16 protein-coding genes are annotated in these 18,184 nt (G+C 60.8%); 9 read left to right on the top strand and 7 right to left on the bottom strand.

From position 1 onward, the window contains the following. Positions 1-23: 23 nt before the first annotated feature. Complete coding sequence (locus C9J49_RS04520; RefSeq protein ID WP_107181645.1) at positions 24-1,337, bottom strand: L-fuconate dehydratase; 1,314 nt, start codon at positions 1,335-1,337, stop codon at positions 24-26. A 271-nt stretch (positions 1,338-1,608) separates the two neighbouring features. Here C9J49_RS04520 and C9J49_RS04515 point away from each other — a divergent pair, with 271 nt between their 5' ends. Then, entirely contained in the window at positions 1,609-2,484 is an 876-nt protein-coding gene (locus C9J49_RS04515) for a LysR family transcriptional regulator (protein WP_181454241.1), read from the top strand. Between the two features lie 338 nt (positions 2,485-2,822). Here C9J49_RS04515 and C9J49_RS04510 read toward each other — a convergent pair whose 3' ends face one another. After that, positions 2,823-4,403: an aldehyde dehydrogenase (NADP(+)) gene (locus tag C9J49_RS04510; protein WP_107181643.1), complete on the bottom strand. Its 1,581-nt coding sequence runs from the start codon at positions 4,401-4,403 to the stop codon at positions 2,823-2,825. A gap of 132 nt (positions 4,404-4,535) precedes the next feature. Here C9J49_RS04510 and C9J49_RS04505 point away from each other — a divergent pair, with 132 nt between their 5' ends. The 8 genes from C9J49_RS04505 (at position 4,536) to nanR (ending at position 12,585) form a co-directional block, all read left to right on the top strand. Next, positions 4,536-5,300, top strand: a complete 765-nt coding sequence (locus tag C9J49_RS04505; protein ID WP_107181642.1) for an SDR family NAD(P)-dependent oxidoreductase — start codon at positions 4,536-4,538, stop codon at positions 5,298-5,300. Then, positions 5,297-6,301, top strand: a complete 1,005-nt coding sequence (pdxA, locus tag C9J49_RS04500) for a 4-hydroxythreonine-4-phosphate dehydrogenase PdxA (protein ID WP_181454240.1) — start codon at positions 5,297-5,299, stop codon at positions 6,299-6,301. The genes C9J49_RS04505 and pdxA overlap by 4 nt, the downstream gene beginning before the upstream one ends. Beyond that, a complete protein-coding gene (locus C9J49_RS04495) occupies positions 6,298-7,467 on the top strand; it encodes a four-carbon acid sugar kinase family protein (protein ID WP_107181641.1) in 1,170 nt (389 codons plus the stop codon). The genes pdxA and C9J49_RS04495 overlap by 4 nt, the downstream gene beginning before the upstream one ends. Positions 7,468-7,593: 126 nt before the next feature. Continuing rightward, entirely contained in the window at positions 7,594-8,595 is a 1,002-nt protein-coding gene (locus C9J49_RS04490) for a sialic acid TRAP transporter substrate-binding protein SiaP (protein ID WP_107181640.1), read from the top strand. A gap of 65 nt (positions 8,596-8,660) precedes the next feature. Next, positions 8,661-9,206, top strand: coding sequence for a TRAP transporter small permease (locus tag C9J49_RS04485; RefSeq protein ID WP_107181639.1), 546 nt, complete (start codon positions 8,661-8,663; stop codon positions 9,204-9,206). Positions 9,207-9,229: 23 nt separating this feature from the next. Beyond that, positions 9,230-10,609, top strand: a complete 1,380-nt coding sequence (locus C9J49_RS04480) for a TRAP transporter large permease (RefSeq protein ID WP_107181638.1) — start codon at positions 9,230-9,232, stop codon at positions 10,607-10,609. A 93-nt stretch (positions 10,610-10,702) separates the two neighbouring features. Further along, on the top strand, positions 10,703-11,812 hold the full coding sequence (locus tag C9J49_RS04475; RefSeq protein WP_258393771.1) for an Ldh family oxidoreductase: 1,110 nt from the start codon (positions 10,703-10,705) through the stop codon (positions 11,810-11,812). Between the two features lie 59 nt (positions 11,813-11,871). After that, on the top strand, positions 11,872-12,585 hold the full coding sequence (gene nanR, locus C9J49_RS04470; RefSeq protein ID WP_107181637.1) for a transcriptional regulator NanR: 714 nt from the start codon (positions 11,872-11,874) through the stop codon (positions 12,583-12,585). A gap of 24 nt (positions 12,586-12,609) precedes the next feature. Here the strand turns inward: nanR and C9J49_RS04465 are convergent, their stop codons facing one another. From C9J49_RS04465 to C9J49_RS04445, 5 genes are read right to left on the bottom strand one after another with little or no spacing between them, the layout of a single operon-like run. Next, complete coding sequence (locus tag C9J49_RS04465) at positions 12,610-13,731, bottom strand: mannitol dehydrogenase (RefSeq protein WP_107181636.1); 1,122 nt, start codon at positions 13,729-13,731, stop codon at positions 12,610-12,612. 12 nt (positions 13,732-13,743) lie between these two features. Next, positions 13,744-15,390, bottom strand: a complete 1,647-nt coding sequence (locus tag C9J49_RS04460) for a UxaA family hydrolase (protein ID WP_107181635.1) — start codon at positions 15,388-15,390, stop codon at positions 13,744-13,746. Between the two features lie 33 nt (positions 15,391-15,423). Next, entirely contained in the window at positions 15,424-16,410 is a 987-nt protein-coding gene (locus C9J49_RS04455) for a zinc-binding alcohol dehydrogenase family protein (RefSeq protein ID WP_375700483.1), read from the bottom strand. A 42-nt stretch (positions 16,411-16,452) separates the two neighbouring features. Next, positions 16,453-17,304: a fumarylacetoacetate hydrolase family protein gene (locus C9J49_RS04450; protein WP_107181633.1), complete on the bottom strand. Its 852-nt coding sequence runs from the start codon at positions 17,302-17,304 to the stop codon at positions 16,453-16,455. A gap of 43 nt (positions 17,305-17,347) precedes the next feature. Next, a complete protein-coding gene (locus tag C9J49_RS04445) occupies positions 17,348-18,097 on the bottom strand; it encodes an SDR family oxidoreductase (protein ID WP_107181632.1) in 750 nt (249 codons plus the stop codon). Positions 18,098-18,184 lie beyond the last annotated feature (87 nt).

Raw genomic sequence — 18,184 nt, 5'->3', positions numbered from 1 at the left:
GGCCGAGCGGCCGGTGGGGCGGCTTAAACGTCTTGCCAGGCCGCTCCTTCGGGGTAGCGATGCATCTCGAGGGACTCGGGCTTCATGGTGATGCTGTAGCCCGGCGCCTCGGGCACCAAGTAGCGACCTTGGCTGATACGCACTGGGTCGACAAAGTGCTCATGGAGGTGGTCGACGTACTCCAGCAGGCGGCCTTCCAGCGAACCGGAGACGGCGATGTAGTCGAATAGAGAAATATGCTGGGTGTACTCGCACAGGCCCACACCACCGCCGTGGGGGCAGATCGGGACGCCGTACTTGGCGGCCAGCAGCACCACGATGATGACCTCGTTGAGCCCGCCCAGGCGCGCGGCGTCGAGCTGGCAATAGTCGATAGCACCGGTCTGCAGCAGCTGCTTGAACATCACCCGGTTGTGGCAGTGTTCACCGGTGGCGACACCGATACCGCCCTCGCTGCCGCCGCCCAGGCGGCGACGGATCTCGGCGTGACCGAGGATGTCGTCGGGACTGGTGGGCTCTTCGATCCAGTGCGGGTTGTACTGCGCTAGGCGGCGCATGTTGACGATGGTCTCGTCCACGTCCCACATCTGGTTGGCATCCATCATCAGGGTGCGGCCTTCGCCGATCTCCTCGCGCAGGATGGCGGCGCGGCGACGGTCTTCCTCGATGTCGCCACCGACCTTCTGCTTGAAGTGCTGCCAGCCCTCGGCCAAGGCCTCGCGGCACAGCCGACGCATCTTGTCCTCGGAGTATCCGAGCCAGCCGGCGGAGGTGGTGTAGCCGGGATAGCCGTCGGCTTTCATCTCGGCCGTACGGTCGGCTTTTGTGCCGGCCTTGCGCCGAAGCAGGGCGATAGCCTCTTCCGGGGTGATGGCGTCGGTGACGAAGCGGAAGTCCAGGCAGCGCACCAGCTGTTCCGGTGTCATGTCGACCAGCAGCTGCCAGATGGGCTTGCCCTCGCGCTTGGCCCACAAGTCCCACAGGGCGTTGATCAGGGCGGCGCTTGCCAGGTGCATCACCCCCTTCTCGGGGCCGAGCCAACGCAGCTGGCTATCGCCGCTGGTAAGCTCTCGCCAGAAGGTCCCCATATCGGCGGTGATGTCCTCGAGCCTTCTGCCGACTAGGGTCGGGGCCAGGGCATTGACGGCGGCGACACACAGATCATTGCCACGACCTATGGTGAAACTCAGCCCGTGTCCTTCATCTTCTTGTTCGGTGTGCAGGATGACGTAGGTGGCGGAGTAGTCCGGTGCTGCGTTCATGGCATCGGAGCCATCGAGCTGGCGTGAGGTGGGGAAGCGTATATCGCGGGCGTCGACCCGGGTGATGGTGGTCATGCTGGCCGCCTTGTTGTGGAAGTTATTGGTTATTGGGCTGGCGCTCAGGGAAGCGAAGGCGCCTGCTTGATATCGCTCGCCCCTTGTGTGAAATGGGCGGTCGATTTCGTCGCTTTGGCCAGTCTAAGCAGGTCATCAAAAAGACGGCCAATGTAAGTTTTTTGTCCCCCGATAACTTCAAGTTATCATGTGTTTTTCCCTCACCTGGATGGTTCTCTCTATGGCCCATGTTAGCGGTATTCACGTCAAGGCATGGCTCAGGCTAAAGCATATGGTGTTACTGGTATCGTTGGACGAAAGTCGCAACATGCATGCAGCGGCAAGACAGCTGAACATCAGCCAGCCGGCGGCCAGCAAGATGCTCAAAGATATCGAGGGGTTTCTGGGAATGGCGCTCTTCCTCAGGGAACCCGGACGCATGGAGCCGACGGCTTCCGGGGAAGTGGTGCTGAGGTATGCCAGGCGCCTGCTCAACGATACCGATCGCCTGGTGGAGGAGCTCGCCTCGTTGCGTGAGGGAGGTCATGGCCGCCTGGCGTTGGGTAGTGTTCCCGGTGCCTCGCCGGTGATGCTACCGAGAGCCATGGCGACGCTGAAATCTAATCGGCCTCGGCTGGCCATCTCGTTGATCGAAAACTCCAGCGACCGACTGCTGGTGGATCTCGAATACAAGCTACTCGACGCCGTCATCGGGCGTTACACCGAGCCGTCTCAGCGGCACCTGTTCGACTTTCTGCCGCTCAAAGAAGAGCCGGTGTCGGTGGTGGCAAGGTTGGATCACCCGCTGTGCCACGGCACGCCTGAACTGTCGGAGGTGGTTCTCTGGCCTTGGGTGCTGCACCCCATGGCTAGCCCCATGCGCGGGCTATTCGAGGCGGCTCTGGCCGAAGCCGGGGTGGCATCGCCACGTAATGTCATCGAGACCACCTCCACCCAGGCCTCGCTTCAGTTGGTCGCGAGCACCGACACCTTGGCGCTGCTGCCGAGCTCGGTGATCAGTACGACCTTTTCCCAAGGGCGCTTCGCGGTGCTGCCGCTGACCATCGGCGAGCCTCTGGGGTACTACGGTGTATTGACGCGAAAAGAAGAGCCTTGGTCGCTGATGTTGACGGAATTCGTCGCTACCCTGGTGGGAGAGGAATGCTAGCTGTATGACTGGTGGAAGGCGGATGGGGAGAGTCGTGAAGATGAGACATCGATGTCTGAGTGGATAAAGAAAAGCGGCAGTGGGAATAAGAGGAAGACGAGGTCATATTAATAATGGATATTGTGTGGAGATGACGGTTGTAGCATCTAGGGTGGGGTGGTGCCGCTCCATTTTGGTGAAGAATGAATGAAACTTTAGGGGATGTCTGTCGGAAATGACGAAGTGAGGGTGGTGTCTTACCAACAGTATTGTATTTGCTGTTGTGCTCATAGTCAGCATGATGGGGTTGATGGAATCTGGACATCAACCCCATCGCCAGGCAGCTGGGGTGTCGATACTTACACTTCGCGCTGGCCGTCGACCAGGCGGCTGACGCCGGCCGGGTTGCCGTCGCGCAGGGCCTCGGGCAGTAGCCCCTGCGGCAGGTTCTGGTAGCACACCGGACGCAGGAAGCGATGGATCGCCGTGCTGCCCACCGAGGTGGTGCGCGAGTCCGAGGTCGCCGGATACGGGCCGCCGTGGACCATGGCGTGGCACACCTCGACGCCGGTCGGCCAGCCGTTGGCCATCACCCGGCCGGCGCGACGCTCGAGGATCGGCAGAAGCGCACGGGCCGCGTCCAGGTCGGCGTCGTCCATCTGCAGGGTGGCGGTGAGCTGGCCTTCCAGGGACTCGGCCACGCGCTGCACTTCGGCCAGGTCGGCGCACTCGACCACCAGCGAGGTGGCGCCGAAGACCTCGGCCTGCAGCGCCTCGTCGCTCATGAAGTCCTCGGCGGAGGCCACGAACAGGCCGGTCTGGCAGGCGTTGGGGCCGTCGCCGGCGTTGCCGCGGGCGACCTCGCGGGCCTTGCTGCTGGCCACCAGGCCGTCGACGCCCTGCACGTAGGCGTCATGGATGCCCGGCGTCAGCATGGTCTGGGCCGCGGAGCCCTTCACCGCCTCGGCGGCGGATGCCACGAAGGCGTCGAGCGCCTCGCCCTTGACGGCGATCACCAGGCCGGGGTTGGTGCAGAACTGGCCGGCGCCCATGTTCAGCGAGCCGATAAAGGCCTCGCCCAGCGCCTGGCCGCGGGCCTGGAGCGCTTCCGGCAGCAGGAACACCGGGTTGATGGAGCTCATCTCGGCGTAGACCGGGATCGGCTCGGGGCGCGACTGGGCGGCCTGCATCAGCGCGGTGCCGCCGCTGCGCGAGCCGGTGAAGCCCACGGCCTTGATGCGCGGGTCGCGCACCAGCGCCTGGCCGAGTTCGCGGCCGGAGCCGTAGAGCAGCGAGAACACGCCCTCGGGCAGCTCGCACCTGGCCACCGCGCGCTGTACGGCGCGGCCGACCAGCTCGGAGGTGCCGGGATGGGCGGCGTGGGCCTTGACCACCACCGGGCAGCCGGCGGCGAGTGCCGAGGCGGTATCGCCGCCGGCCACGGAGAACGCCAGCGGGAAGTTGGAGGCGCCGAACACGGCCACCGGGCCCAGGGCGATGTGGCGCTGACGCAGGTCGACCCGCGGCATCGGCTGACGCTCCGGCAGTGCCGGATCGAGGCGCACGTCGAGCCACTCGCCGGCGCGCACCACGGAGGCGAACAGGCGCAGCTGGCCGCAGGTGCGGCCGCGCTCGCCCTCGAGCCGCGCGCGCGGCAGGCCGGACTCGGCCATGGCGCGCACGATGAGATCATCGCCGATGGCCTCGATCTCGTCGGCCACGGTCTCGAGGAACGCGGCGCGGGCCTCGAGGCCGGTCTCGCGATAGGTGTCGAAGGCGGCCCAGGCCAGTGCGCAGGCCTGTTCTACCTCGGCCTGGCCGCCGGCGGGATAGCCCGGGGACAGGGTCTCGCCGGTGGCGGGATCGACGGCCTGAATCGCGGTGCCGTCGCTGAGCACGGCCTGCTGGCCGATCAGTTGCTTGCCTCTTAGTTGGTTCATGAGCTCTATTTCCTTAAAAAATTGGCACGTCATGCCGGTTACATCTATTGTCTCATTGTATGATAGGTATGCCATCGGTCAAGTTCCATAATTCTCAACCGAATTACGGTCAATACATGGAGATCGGCGAAAGTGTTTGAGGAACTGGAAGGCAAGCGAGTGTTGATCACAGGTGCCAGCCGTGGGATTGGTGCGGCAGTCGCCAGAAGCTTGGGGCGGAACGGGGCCATCGTCATCGTGCATTACTATGCCAGCGAGGCAGCGGCCCGGGGAGTCGTCGATGACATTGTCAATGCAGGGGGCAGAGCGATGCTGGTACAGGGTGATGTCAGCCTTGGATCTGAGGCTGCCGCTATCGTCGAACGGGCTGCCGAGCAGATGGGTGGGCTGGATGTATTGATCAATAATGCTGGAGATATGCTGGGCCGCGTGGGGCTGGAGGAAATGGATGATGTGCAATATGACCGTGTGATGGACCTCAATGCTCGGTCAGTGGTGGCTGCGAGCCGGGCGGCGTTGTCGATCTTTCGTTGCCAGGGGGGCGGCAACATTATCCATACCAGCTCGATCGCAGCGCGCAACGGAGGAGGGTCCGGTGCCGGTCTATATGCCTCGGCCAAAGGCTTCGTCAGCACCTTAACGCGCAACATGGCCAAGGAACTGGCGGCGGAAGGCATTCGTGTCAACGCCGTGGCGCCGGGCACTATTGCGACCGACTTCCATGGTCGCTATTCCAGCGATGCTCAACTTGAGGCAGCCCGCTCCACCATTCCCATGGGGCGGCTGGGAACGGCTGATGACTGTGTCGGTGCTTACCTGTTCCTAGCGACGGATGCCCTGAGTGCCTATGTGACAGGGCAGGTCATCGAGGTCAATGGGGGGCAGCTGACACCATGAGCAATCGCATTCCCTTTGCCCTAGCCATCACCATGGGTGATCCGGCAGGCATCGGTCCCGAAATCGTCTGTCGGGCCTTGTTAGACATGCCTCCAGCCGATCGGGCTTCCACTTTGCTGGTAGGTGATCTGGCAACCTTCCGGCGAGCGGCCGCGATGCTGGACATCGACCTGCCGCTGGTCGACTGGCGGCCAGGAATTCCTGTCCCCGCGATGGGAGAGATCGCCGTGGCGCAGATCGAGCTCGAGACAGACGATCCAGTGACGGATGGCAAGATATCCGCCGCAGCCGGAGAAATGGCCTATCGCAGCGTGGTGTTGGCCGTCGATCTGGTGAAGGCAGGTCAGGCTCGTGTCATCGTCACGGCGCCCCTCAACAAGGCAGCCCTGCATGCGGCGGGCCACCATTATGATGGTCATACCGGTATGTTGGCCGCGCTGACGGAGGCACCGTCCTCGTTCATGTTGCTGGCTTCCGATACCTTGTCGAGCATTCATGTGTCGACTCATGTCTCGCTGCGCGAGGCCATCGAGCGCGTCACGGAGGAGCGCATCATGGCCACGGTCGAGACCGGCCATGCGCATCTGGTGGCGTTGGGGCTGTCGGCGCCACGGATCGCCGTGGCAGGCCTCAACCCGCATTGCGGTGAAGGGGGGATCTTTGGCGACGAGGATGATCAGATCATCGCCCCGACGGTGCGAGCGCTCCAGGCAAGAGGCCTGGATGTGAGCGGGCCGATACCGGCAGATACCGTCTTCTATCGCGCTCGGCGGGGAGAGTTCGATCTGGTTGTAGCACATTACCATGATCAGGGGCATATCCCCGTCAAGCTGATCGCCTTTGACAGTACCGTCAATGTCAGTCTCGGCCTACCGATCCACCGAACCTCGGTGGATCACGGCACTGCCTTCGATATTGCCTGGCAGGGGCGTGCCGATGCCACCAACATGGGTGCGGCTATCGCCTATGGCCAGCGCCTGGCCGAGGGAGGCGGGATATGAATGGCTGTCGCGTCGCCATCGTCGCTGACGATCTGACCGGCGCATTGGATGCAGCAGCACCCTTTGCCTCACGGGGCGCCATGACTCGAGTAGTGGTGACCCTCGAGCATTTGCCAATGGCCATGAAGCGCTGGGGGATGGAGCCGCCCGAAGTGGTGGCGGTGAATACCGAGTCTCGTCATCTGTCTGCACAGAGTGCCATAGACCGGGTGGAGAGGGCGGTGTCGCTGCTGGCCTCGCTATCTCCTGCTTTGTGGTTCAAGAAGATCGATTCGACGCTACGAGGGCATGCGGTATCCGAGAGCCTGGCGGCGTCTCGGGAGTTAGCGCGGTCGGTGTTGGTGGCTCCCGCTGTTCCAGCACAGGGGCGGACCACTCGCCGCGGTCGGGTCCTCGTGCATGGTATCCCACTGGAAGCTACTGACTTCGCGCGGGATGCACGTTCGCGCCCTCCACTAGAAGCTCTAGATGCCTTGTTTGCCGGGAAGGGGGCGCGACCGAGAAAGATAACACCCGGTCAGCCGTTACCTTCCGGTCCAGTTGTTGCGGATGTCGAGACGGATGCTGATCTGTACCGGTTGGCCCAAGAGATTTGGGCGGCGCGGGAGTGCTGGCTGGCGGTGGGGGCGGCGGGGCTGACGGGAGCGTTGGCTCGATACCTATACGGGGAGGAGCAATTCAGTCCGCCTTGCGATGGCATGGGCATATGGTTGGTGGTCGGCTCACGCAGTCTTCAGACGCAGCGGCAGGTCGCGCGCCTGCGTGAGACGGCTTCCGACATGCCGGTGACGGAGGTCCTGCGGGATGACGAAGTGCCCTTGGCGACCTGCAATCGACTATTGGTCCCTGGCCCTGGGGATGGCGATTCAGCGGATACCGTTGCCAATCGTTTGGGCGAGGCCTTTGTATCTGGCCTTTGCACTTTGCAGAATCGACGGCATTTGGGGTTCTTGACCGGTGGTGATATTGCCATGGCTGTGCTGCGGCGGCTCGATGAGGGGGTCATGACGGTGATTGGCGAGTGGGAGCCTGGTGTGGTTCTGGGGCACCCGGAGGGGCGAGATGAGTGGCCTCTGCTCACCAAGGCCGGTGGTTTTGGTGATGATGAGCTGTTGGTGCGTCTATGGCAGATTGCACGCTCTCATACGAAAGTCTCCATGTCCTGAGGTTGCGCCACTGAGATGAAATGCCTAGTTTTCTTTATGATGGTATGACAGGTATGCAATAAACCCATCTGTATTCACTCGACTTCCATTCCTCATGTGCAGCTGTGAAGCTAGGAGAACAATTAGATGTATAACGCTAGCAACCGCAACAACAAGCTCCAGCGCTGGGTTTACACGTCCTTATTGCTGGCCGGTGTGGGTGTCTCCGGAATGGCTAATGCCACCGAGACTCTAAATTTCGCCCACGTCTATGAGACCTCTGAGCCTTATCATACTTGGGCATTGTGGGCAGCAGATGAAATTAAAGAGCGTACGGACGGGCGTTATCAGGTCGAAGTCCATCCAGCGTCATCGCTGGGGAAAGAAGCGGATATCAACGAGGGGCTGAGCCTGGGAACCGTGGATCTAATCTATACCGGTAACCAGTTTGCGGCTCGATCATATGGTCCTGTCGGCATCGCTGGTGCGCCGTACATGTTCCGCGACTTCGATCATTGGCAGGCCTATGCCAACAGTGATCTGTTCAAGGATATTGCCCAAGGCTATCAGGATGCCACTGGCAACGTTCCGCTGGCCATGAACTACTACGGCAAGCGCCATGTGACCTCCAATGAGCCGATCAATACGCCGGCGGATATGCAGGATCTCAAGATCCGAACGCCCAATGCTCCCCTTTATATGATGTTCCCGGAGGCCGTTGGCGCCAACCCGACGCCTATCGCCTTCTCCGAGGTTTATCTCGCGCTGCAGCAGGGAGTGGTGGATGCCCAGGAGAATCCACTGCCGACGATCCAGGCCAAGGCCTTCTATGAAGTGCAGGATACGATAAATCTAACTGGGCACATTACTGATTCGCTGATCACCATCGCCGGTGGTCCCCTCTGGAACCGCCTGTCCGAGGAAGACCGTGCGATATTTAGTAATGTCTATCAGGAAGCTGGGGAGAAAATTACTCAGGAAATTCTGCAATCTGAGGAGGATCTGGTGGCCTGGTTCGAGGATCAAGGGGTGACTGTCAACGAGGTAGATACGACTCCCTTCCGTGAGGCTGTCGTACCTTTCCATAACGGTGAGAACGCGACATGGTCTCAGGAGACCTATGATCGCCTTCAGGCTATCGGCTCCTAACGTTACGCTCTGCAAACGCGCCACCGTGCATGTAATGTGTTCGGTGGCGCCTCAAGGAGGCGGTCATGTCTGATCAATCGCATTCACCTGATAATGATGAATTTCATATCATCGAAGAAGATAGCTTCGACTTCAGAAACCATGCCATCGAGGACTATGTGACCCTGGCGGTATTCTGGGTATTGGCCTTCGATGTATTTCTACAGTTCTTCAGTCGCTATGTGTTGGGTAACTCCCTTGCCTGGACTGAAGAGATGGCTCGTTATCTATTGATAGTGGTGGGGTTTCTTGGAGGCGCTATGGCAGTTAGGAAAAGCTCCCATATCGCCGTCGAGTTTTTCTATCGGTACATGCCAGATGCCATGGCTCGCGTGACATCGACACTGGTGGATTTCATACGCATTGCCTTCTACGGGATCGCATCCTGGATTACCTATCAGTTAGCCGAGCGAACTAACTCGATGATGGTGTCTGTAGATGTACCGAAGAGCGTAATTTATTACCTAGTCTTGGTCGGATTCCTAATGATGCTTCTGCGTTCTATTCAAGTGGCTGTCCGCCACTGGCGTGAAGGGACCAGCGAGCTGATATTTACCGACGACGAGACATGACAGACATGCCTGGAGACACCATCATGCCCGATGCCATGGTCGCACGCCGGCGAGGCCCTATAATTCCACCTTTGATCGCCATTATTGCGGTTGTCGGCTGTATTGTCCTGGCCGTTTTAGGCCAATATCTGGTTTTCCTTTTTGCTGCCCTGTTTACCATGCTGGTACTTGGCGTCCCCATTGCTATCAGCCTGGCGGGTGCCTGCTTGTTGTATGTTGTACTCACTGGGCGCGTGCCTGATGTGGTCGTTGTTCACCGAATGGTCAATGGTATTGACAGTTTTCCTCTATTGGCTATTCCTTTTTTCATTCTTGCCGGCAACCTGATGAATAATGGTGGAATAACGACACGTATCTTCGATTTTGCCAAGGCCCTGATGGGGTGGATGCGGGGTGGGCTTGGGCATGTCAATGTCGGTGCCAGTATAGTCTTTTCCGGTATGTCTGGAGCAGCAGTAGCGGATGCTGGAGGACTGGGGACCATTGAGATAAAGGCCATGCGAGATGCCGGTTATGATCAAGAGTTCGCGGTGGGAATTACCGCGGCTTCTTCTACCATTGGGCCTATCATACCTCCCAGCCTTCCCATGGTGATATATGGTGTCATGGCATCGGTGTCAGTGGGTCAGCTCTTTGCGGCTGGCCTAGTCCCTGGACTGTTGATGGGCTTGGTGCTGATGGTAATGATTACCTGGCTATCGCGTCGGCGCGGTTATCAGCGTGATACGTCATTTGCGCTTCGTATTCTGGGCATAACTTTCGCACGAGCCTTCCTCTCTTTGCTGACGCCGGTGATCATTGTCGGGGGAATTATCACCGGGGCCTTCACGCCCACTGAGGCAGCTATCGCGGCGGTAGTGTATGCCCTGTTCCTGGGAGGTGTGGTCTACCGAACTCTTACCTGGCGACGCCTACTTCGGGTGAGTATGGAAACCATCGAGACGACGGCAGTGATCCTGATGATCGTGGCCGGTGCTTCTATATTCGCTTGGATCCTGACCAGCAATCAGGTTACACAACATGTATTGACCCTGCTTGGGCCGTTCGCCGATAACCCTGTCGCCATGCTGTTGATCATCAATCTGGTGTTGATTGTGGTTGGCTGCTTCATGGAAACCATCGCTGCCATCACCATCCTGGTGCCTGTGTTACTGCCAGTGGCTGTAGCGGCCGGTGTGGATCCGGTTCACTTCGGGGTGATAATGGTTCTCAACCTGATGATCGGGCTGCTGACACCCCCGGTGGGTATGGTGCTCTATGTGTTGTCACGAGTCTCTAACATCTCCTTCGAGAAGTGTATGCGTGGAACCCTGCCATTCTTGGTGCCGCTGGTTATCGCCCTGCTGTTGGTGACCTTTATTCCGGCTATTTCGCTGTGGCTTCCCACTCTCGTATATCGCTGAGAAGGGCCGGACAGGCAACTCAGTCTTGAATGGGGCCTGTCGCCATGGCGGCGGGCCTTTTTCCTCCCCAGAATTTGGAATGAGTTTCGATCTATGATGAATCCACGACATGAGGCCTGCCGCGTTGCGGTTGAAGACCTCGAGCGCTTCATTCGTCAGGCCCTGTTGACACGAGGGGCTGACGAAGCCTCGGCTAACGCCGTGACCCGGGCATTGGTCACGGCCTCACGGATGGGTATCGACAGCCATGGCCTACGGCTGTTGCCGCACTACCTCAAGGTCCTCGATGGAGGGCGCGTCAATTCCCAACCAACTATGCGGCTTTCGCGGCGCCTCCCCGCAACTGGCTATCTGGATGCCGACGACGGCTTCGGCCATCTGGCTGGCTATACGGCAGTCGACCATGCCGTGAAGATGGCGCGGGAGGTCGGGGTTGGCGCCGTAGCGGTGGGTAACTCCTCGCACTTTGGCGCGGCAGGCTGTTACGCTCTGGCCGCCGCTGAGCAGGGCATGATCGGGCTAACCGTGTGTAATTCCGATCCATTCGTATTGCTGCATGGCAGTCAGTCAGCCTTTCATGGCACCAATCCCATCGCCTTCGCCGCCCCCGTTGAGGGCGAGGCTCCCTACCTGCTGGATATGGCCACTAGCTCGATTCCCTGGAATCGTGTACAGCAATACGGCGCTATCGATCGTGAGCTGCCTCCAGACGTGGCGGCCGATGAACAGGGCGTCATGACCAGCTATCCCAATGAAGTCAGTGCCTTACTTCCATTGGGGGGCGCTACATTCGGTTTCAAGGGGGCGGGTCTGGCCGGGGTCGTCGAAGTCCTGAGCTCCACCCTGTCTGGCATGCTGAACGGCTTCAGGCTCTTGCCGATGGGGGGGAGTGACCTGGCCACTCCGCGAGGGGTTGGCCACTTCTTCCTAGTCATGAATCCCGAGGCCTTCATCGACCGGGCCGGCTTCCAGCGTTGTCTGCATGACTATCTGGAGGATCTGCGCTCCCGGCCGGCCATCAACGGTCAGGAGGTTCTGGCGCCTGGCGACCGGGAATGGCGCTGTCAGGCTCGCCGCGATCTCGAAGGCATCCCCCTGGATGTAGCCAACCAGTCGGACTATCGGCGACTGGCCGAGGTGCTAGGGATCGAGGCGTTGGATGAGCATTCATCAGCAGAGCCTCGGTCGGATGCAGTAAGATAGTCACAGGATTGCGCGCCTGACGAGGCGTGCCGAACCAGGCTTAGTGAAGAGAGACACTGATGAGCAGGTATCGCGTAGAGCGCAAGACGCTGTCTGAGCAGGTCGCCGAGCAATTGGAGACGGAGATTCTCGAGGGGCGGCTTCAGGAGAATGACCAGTTGCCTTCTGAGCGCGAGCTGATGGAGCAATTCGGTGTCGGGCGTCCGGCGGTGAGGGAAGCGCTGTTCTATCTTCAGCAACTGGGCCTAGTGGCCATCAATAGCGGTACCCGGGCACGGGTGATTCGGCCCACGGTTGAGGCCGTCATGGCACGCTTGTCGGGTGTCACTCGTCAACTGCTGGCCAAACCGGAGGGCCAGCAGTATTTCCAGGAAGCCAGGGCTATGTTCGAAATATCGCTGGCCCGTCATGCTGCGATCCATGCAACCGATGAGGACCGGGCCAGGCTTCGCGCTGCACTCGAGGCCAACCGTGAGGTGCTGGGTGACGAAGCGCGGTTTAAGCGCTCCGACAACGACTTCCATGGTGTGCTGGCGAGCATCGGATGCAACCCTATTTTCGATGCTATCCATGAGGCACTTTCCGAATGGCTTGATGATCGTCGTGCCCACGCTCTGCAGCGTGAGGGGGAAGACCAGGCTGCGTTACAGGCGCACACCGAGATCGTCGAAGCTATCGAGTCCGGAGACCCCGACGCCGCCGAGACGGCAATGCGCCGCCATCTCGACCGCCACTATGGCACCTATCGGCAGCTGAAGGAGCGCTTGAGCTAACCAAGGCCCGGGGCTTGTCGGTCTTCAGACCAGCCCGTGACGCTTCAGGGCGTTGGTCAGTCGAGGCGTGGCTCTGCCCTGGGATATGGCCATCTGGCTGATGGGTCTTAACCGCCGGTTAAGCTTCTCCTCGTGATTCTGGGCGATATCGGCCAACGCATGGTCCAGGAACGGGTTGGTGAAGCGCTCCAGGACAGTGGCCTTGTACTGTTCCAGCCCCATACCGGGGAGGTGTTGATCCAGCACCGGCACGACTTCCTCATCGAGCAATGATTCCAGTTCCTTGCGTAGTCGGGTCTCTTCCATCGCCTCCCTGACGAAGCGTATGTGATCTTCCAGTCCCAGTTCCCGCCAGCGGTGTACCAACCAGGTGTGTGATAGGTTGAGCATGTGCAATTTGCGTTGCTCATAGGGGGCAAGGTCGTCGACGCGCTGTACGTCGGGATGTCGGCAGGGCAAGTGGAGGCCAGGGGTATCCTGAATGGCCCACAGCCCATAGGGTTCGGCGATGGCACCGATCGGGTCCAGTGCCGCCGAGACGATACGGTCGACGAGGGTATCGACCCACAGACACTCGGTGGCCAGCCAGTCGTTGAAGTAGGCATTATCGTAGGATTGCCATGCGATATCGGTGACGATGGCCTTCAGGCGCTGTCCATTGCCTTGGATTAACTCGCAGGGCATCAGGATCACGCCCGAACGGTCGGCGCTGAAGCGGGCATGCAGCAGTTTGACCAGCTTGGCCGGGAAGCTGTCAGGAATCGACTGCAGCGGGGAGTCACCGGGTGCAACGTAGTAGCCGGTATCGCCGGTGTTAGACACCACATGCGTGATCTCCTCGCAGAACCGCTGCTCCAGCTCTGCCCAGTGCTTGCTGGCGATCAGGCAGGTTGCCAGACTATCCACGATCTCTTCCCGGTCGTGGAGCTTGCCATCGCGCCGGCCACGAACCCAGAGGGGATAGCGTGGACACTCGGCAAGGTGGAGTGCCTTGCCACGGCCTTCCGGGCGTGAGGAGCTCTGGACCGCGACGATGCGTTTACCACCGCCGCTGGTCTCCAGGGACTGGCTGACAAAATGATCGACATGGGCCAGTAGAAAGCGGCCGATGCCAAACTGCAGGATTTCGGGACGAGGTATCGTCATTTGCCGGCTTCCTCACAGCGATACGCCACGTTTCCAGGGGATGAAATCGTGCTGGGCGAGACGCACCGCCCTGGCTCGGTAGCGGCCGGAGGCGGTGTCGATGCACAACCTGAGCAAGTCGTCTGCCAGCTCGCCGATCTCGGCGTCGCCACGAATGATGGGGCCAGCATCGAAATCGATGACATCCGACATGCGGCGGGCTAGCTCGCTGTTGCTGGCGATCTTCATCACCGGGGCGACGGGGTTGCCTGTCGGTGTTCCCAGGCCCGTGGTGAACATCACAAGGTTCGCGCCTGAGCCTACCAGAGCTGTGGTCGATTCCACGTCGTTACCTGGGGTACACAGCAGGTTCAATCCCTTGTGCCTTACCGGCTGGGTGTAGTCGAGGACATCTACCACCGGGCTGTCGCCGCCTTTCTTGGCGGCGCCCGCGGACTTCATTGCATCGGTGATCAGGCCGTCGCGTATGTTGCCCGGAGAGGGATTCATGGAAAAACTCGCCCCTACCGCCGCGGCATGACGATGATAGGCATCCATCAGGGTGGTGAAGCGTGTGGCTATCCGCTCGCTACGGCAACGTGCCAGCAGCTCGTGTTCTACGCCGCACAGTTCGGGGAATTCACTGAGGATGCCACTGCCTCCCAACGCCACCAGACGGTCGATAACGGCGCCGACAAGCGGGTTGGCCGACAGGCCGGAGAAGCCGTCGGAGCCACCGCACTCGACGCCGATGGTCAGCTCCGACAGTGGTGCGGGTGCGCGAGAGACACGGTTGGCCTCGGCCAGGCCGTCGAAGATGGTGGACAGCGCCTCGCGTATCAGGGCCTCCTCGCTGGTGCTGGCCTGCTGCTCGAGATAATGCACCGGTCGCAGTCCCTGGGGATCACGTTCGGCGATGGCTGCCTTCAGCAGGTCGATCTGTGCTTTCTGGCAACCCAGGCTGAGCACTGTCGCCCCGGCCACGTTGGGATGGCAGATATAGCCGGCTAGAAGCTGGCAGAGGGCCTGGGCATCATCATCGGTACCGCCGCAGCCCAGACTGTGGGTCAGAAAGCGTACGCCGTCGACATTGGGAAAAGGGGATGTCGGGGAATTGGATGATGCCTCGTCGTGCGACTCCGCCCGGCCGTGCAGCAGCTCTCGGGCCATTCGCTTGTAATCGTGATAAGGGTCATCGCCGAGGGCATCGGCGACGCTCTGACGCAGCACCTCGATGTTGCGGTTCTCGCAGAATACCAGTGGCACTACCAGCCAGACGTTGGCGGTGCCGACTCGCCCGTCGGGTCGGTGATAGCCCTCGAATGTTAGGTCCCTAAAGGCTGTCACGTTCGGTGCATCCCAATGGTCACGGCGGCTCTGGGGGAGGCTTGTGTCGGTCGAGTGTTCGAGGTTGTCGGTAGTGAGGGCCTCCCCTTCCATGATCGCCCGGGTGGCGCGACCGACGATAACGCCGTACATGATCACCGGCTCGCCCTCGGCCAGTGTCCGAAGGGTGAACTTGTGCTTGTGGCGAACGGGCTGGGGGAGGCGAAGACGGCGGCCGCCGTCTTCGATCTCGCTGCCGGCGGGCAGGTCCCTGAGCGCCACGCGCACGTTGTCGGCGGTATGCACCCTCAGGCTGGTTCGATGCCCGCCGTCGCTGATAATGGTTCGGTTCATGAAACAGGCTCCTGGTCGGTAGGGCGGCGGAAGTCAGTCGAGGGTGATCATGGCCTTGATGACGCCGCTGTTCGGGGCGCACCACTGCGGCATTAGTCGCGGTATCTCATCGAGACGACCGCGATGGGTGATCATGGCGTCGCTCCGTAACTTGCCTGCCTCCATCAGTTGCGTGACTGTCGCGAAATCCTCGCGGGTGGCATTGCGGCTACCCAGCAGGGTGAGCTCTTTCTTGTGGAAGTCGGGGTCGTGAAAACTGATATCCGCCTTGACGATGCTGACCAGCACGTAGCGCCCACCGTGGCCGGCGAAATCGAAGCCGGTCTCCATGGCGCGCGGATTGCCGGTGGCATCGAATACCACATCGGCTAGGGCGCCATCGCTCATGGCCTCGATTTCGTTTCCGACGTCGTCCTTGCCGGGTTGCAGGGCGCGCTCGACGCCCAGTACATCGCGACAGAAGGCCAGGCGTTCGGGATTGGTATCGACCACCACAATCCTTGCGCCGCGGCTCCGGGCGATCTGCAAGATGCCCATGCCGATCGGCCCGGCTCCGACGACCACAGCCAGCTCGCCATGGTCGATCTCGCTGCGTCGCACCGCATGGGCGCCGATTGCCAGGCATTCGATCAGGGCTAGTTGCTCGGCTGACAGGAGTGATGAGGTGACAAGGTGCTCGACGGGCACGACCAGATAATCGGCCATGCCACCGTCGCGATGCACGCCGATCACCTCCATCTGCTGGCAGCAGTTGGTGCGGCCTCGGCGGCAGGCATGGCATTCACCGCAATGTAGGTAGGGAATCACGTAGGCATTCTGGCCGGTGAGGCCGGGATCGCCGCCTTCGCCGACGTCAATGATCTCACCGGCCAGCTCATGGCCAAGCACTCGAGGATACGCGAAGTAGGGCTGCTGGCCGTCGAAGGCGTGAATATCGGTGCCACAGACACCAACCCGCCGGATCCTGACCAGTGCCTCACCTGGCCCGCACTCGGGGCGTGGCGTGTCGGCGACCTCCATATGCCCCGGTCTAATACAAGTGACAACTCTCATGGGGCCTCCTCAGCTGTTGTGCTCGGTGACCACGGATTGGCACTGCTCGCCGAGCCCTTCGATCCCCAGTCGCATGCGCTGGCCGGGCCTGAGATAGGTTGGCGGCTGTTGCCCCATACCGACGCCGGGAGGAGTACCGGTGGAGATGACGTCACCCGGCTGAAGGCTCATGAAACGGCTGAGATAGCTGATCAGGTAGGGCACCCGATAGACCATGGTGCGGGTATTGCCGTCTTGATAGCGTCGACCATCCACCTCGAGCCACATCGCCAGGTCGTGCGGATCATCGATCTCGTCAGGGGTCACCAGCCAAGGGCCCAAGGGGCCGAAGGTGTCGCATCCCTTGCCCTTGTCCCAGCTACCACAACGCTCGAGCTGGAATTCCCGCTCCGAGACGTCGTTGACGACACAGAAGCCCGCGACGTGCGACATGGCATCGGCTTCGTCGATATAGTGGCCGGCCTTGCCGATCACCACGCCGAGCTCTACTTCCCAGTCGGTCTTGCGCGAGTCGCGTGGAATGATGACATCGTCATTGGGGCCGCAGATGGCGCTCGTCCACTTGTTGAAAATCACAGGCTCGGCGGGAACCTCTGCACCGGTTTCAGCAGCGTGGTCGGAATAATTGAGGCCGATGCAGATGAATTTGCCGACCCTGCCCACGCAGGGCCCTAGTCGGGTATCGGCATCCACTGCAGGCAAAGTCGCTGGGTCGAGATCGGCCAGTGCCGACACGGCGTCACGGGTCATGTGGTCGCCGGCGAGGTCGGAGATATGTGAAGAGAGGTCTCGAATAATGCCGTCTTTATCCAGTAGGCCGGGTTTTTCGTGGCCGATGGGGCCGAAACGAAGCAGCTTCATAGAGGATCCTCCTGTGGGAGCGGCGAGGGTTGAGTGGGTGGGGTCAGGCGAGCCAACCACCGTCAATGATCTGGGTGGTGCCCGTGGTATAGGCGGATTCGTCGGCGGCTAAGTAGGTCGCCAGAGCGGCGATCTCCTCTGGAGTGCCCAGGCGCCCCTGCGGTTGGCGAGAGAGGAATTCTCGATGGACGTCGGATTCGTTTCGTCCTTGCTGGCGGGCTTGGTCGCGGATGCGCTCGCGCAGCGAGGGAGAGTCCACGGTGCCGGGGCAGATGGCGTTGCAGCGGATCCCCTGGCCGATATAGTCGGCGGCCACTGAGCGTGTCAGGCCGATGACTGCCGCTTTGGTGGTGCCATAGGCGAAGCGGTTGGGGACCCCCTTCAGGCTTGAGGCCACCGAAGCCATGTTGATGATGCTGCCACCACCTGCCTCCAGCATGCCGGGGAGGAAAGTACGAATTAGGCGATACATGGCGGTGACATTCAGCGAAAGCGATTGTTCCCACTCTGTTTCGTCGCACTCCAGCAGAGCGCCGCTATGCACGTAGCCAGCACAGTTGAAAAGGGTATCCAGCGTTGGAAGCTCTGTGGCCAGGGACGCGATATCGGCTGCCTCCTGGGCATCCAGGCGCCGGGTCTCGATGTTATCGATCGTGGTCAGCTCGGCCAGCTTGTCGGCGTCGATATCGGTGGCAATCACTCTGGCCCCTTCGGCTGCGAAGCGAAGGGCAGTGGCACGGCCGATCCCTTGTCCAGCAGCGGTGATCAGGGCCGTCTTGTCTCTGAGTCGCATGGCGGTTCCCGTTGTTATTCTGACTCTTTTCAGTATCACTGCTTGATTGTATGAAAGGTAGACAGTCATTCCGAGTATGGCGCACTT

It is taken from the genome of Halomonas sp. SL1, from assembly GCF_003030865.2.
GTDB lineage: Bacteria > Pseudomonadota > Gammaproteobacteria > Pseudomonadales > Halomonadaceae > Halomonas > Halomonas halophila.
Note: the sequence above shows the minus strand (reverse complement) of the source record. Positions and strands in the feature narration are given on the sequence as shown.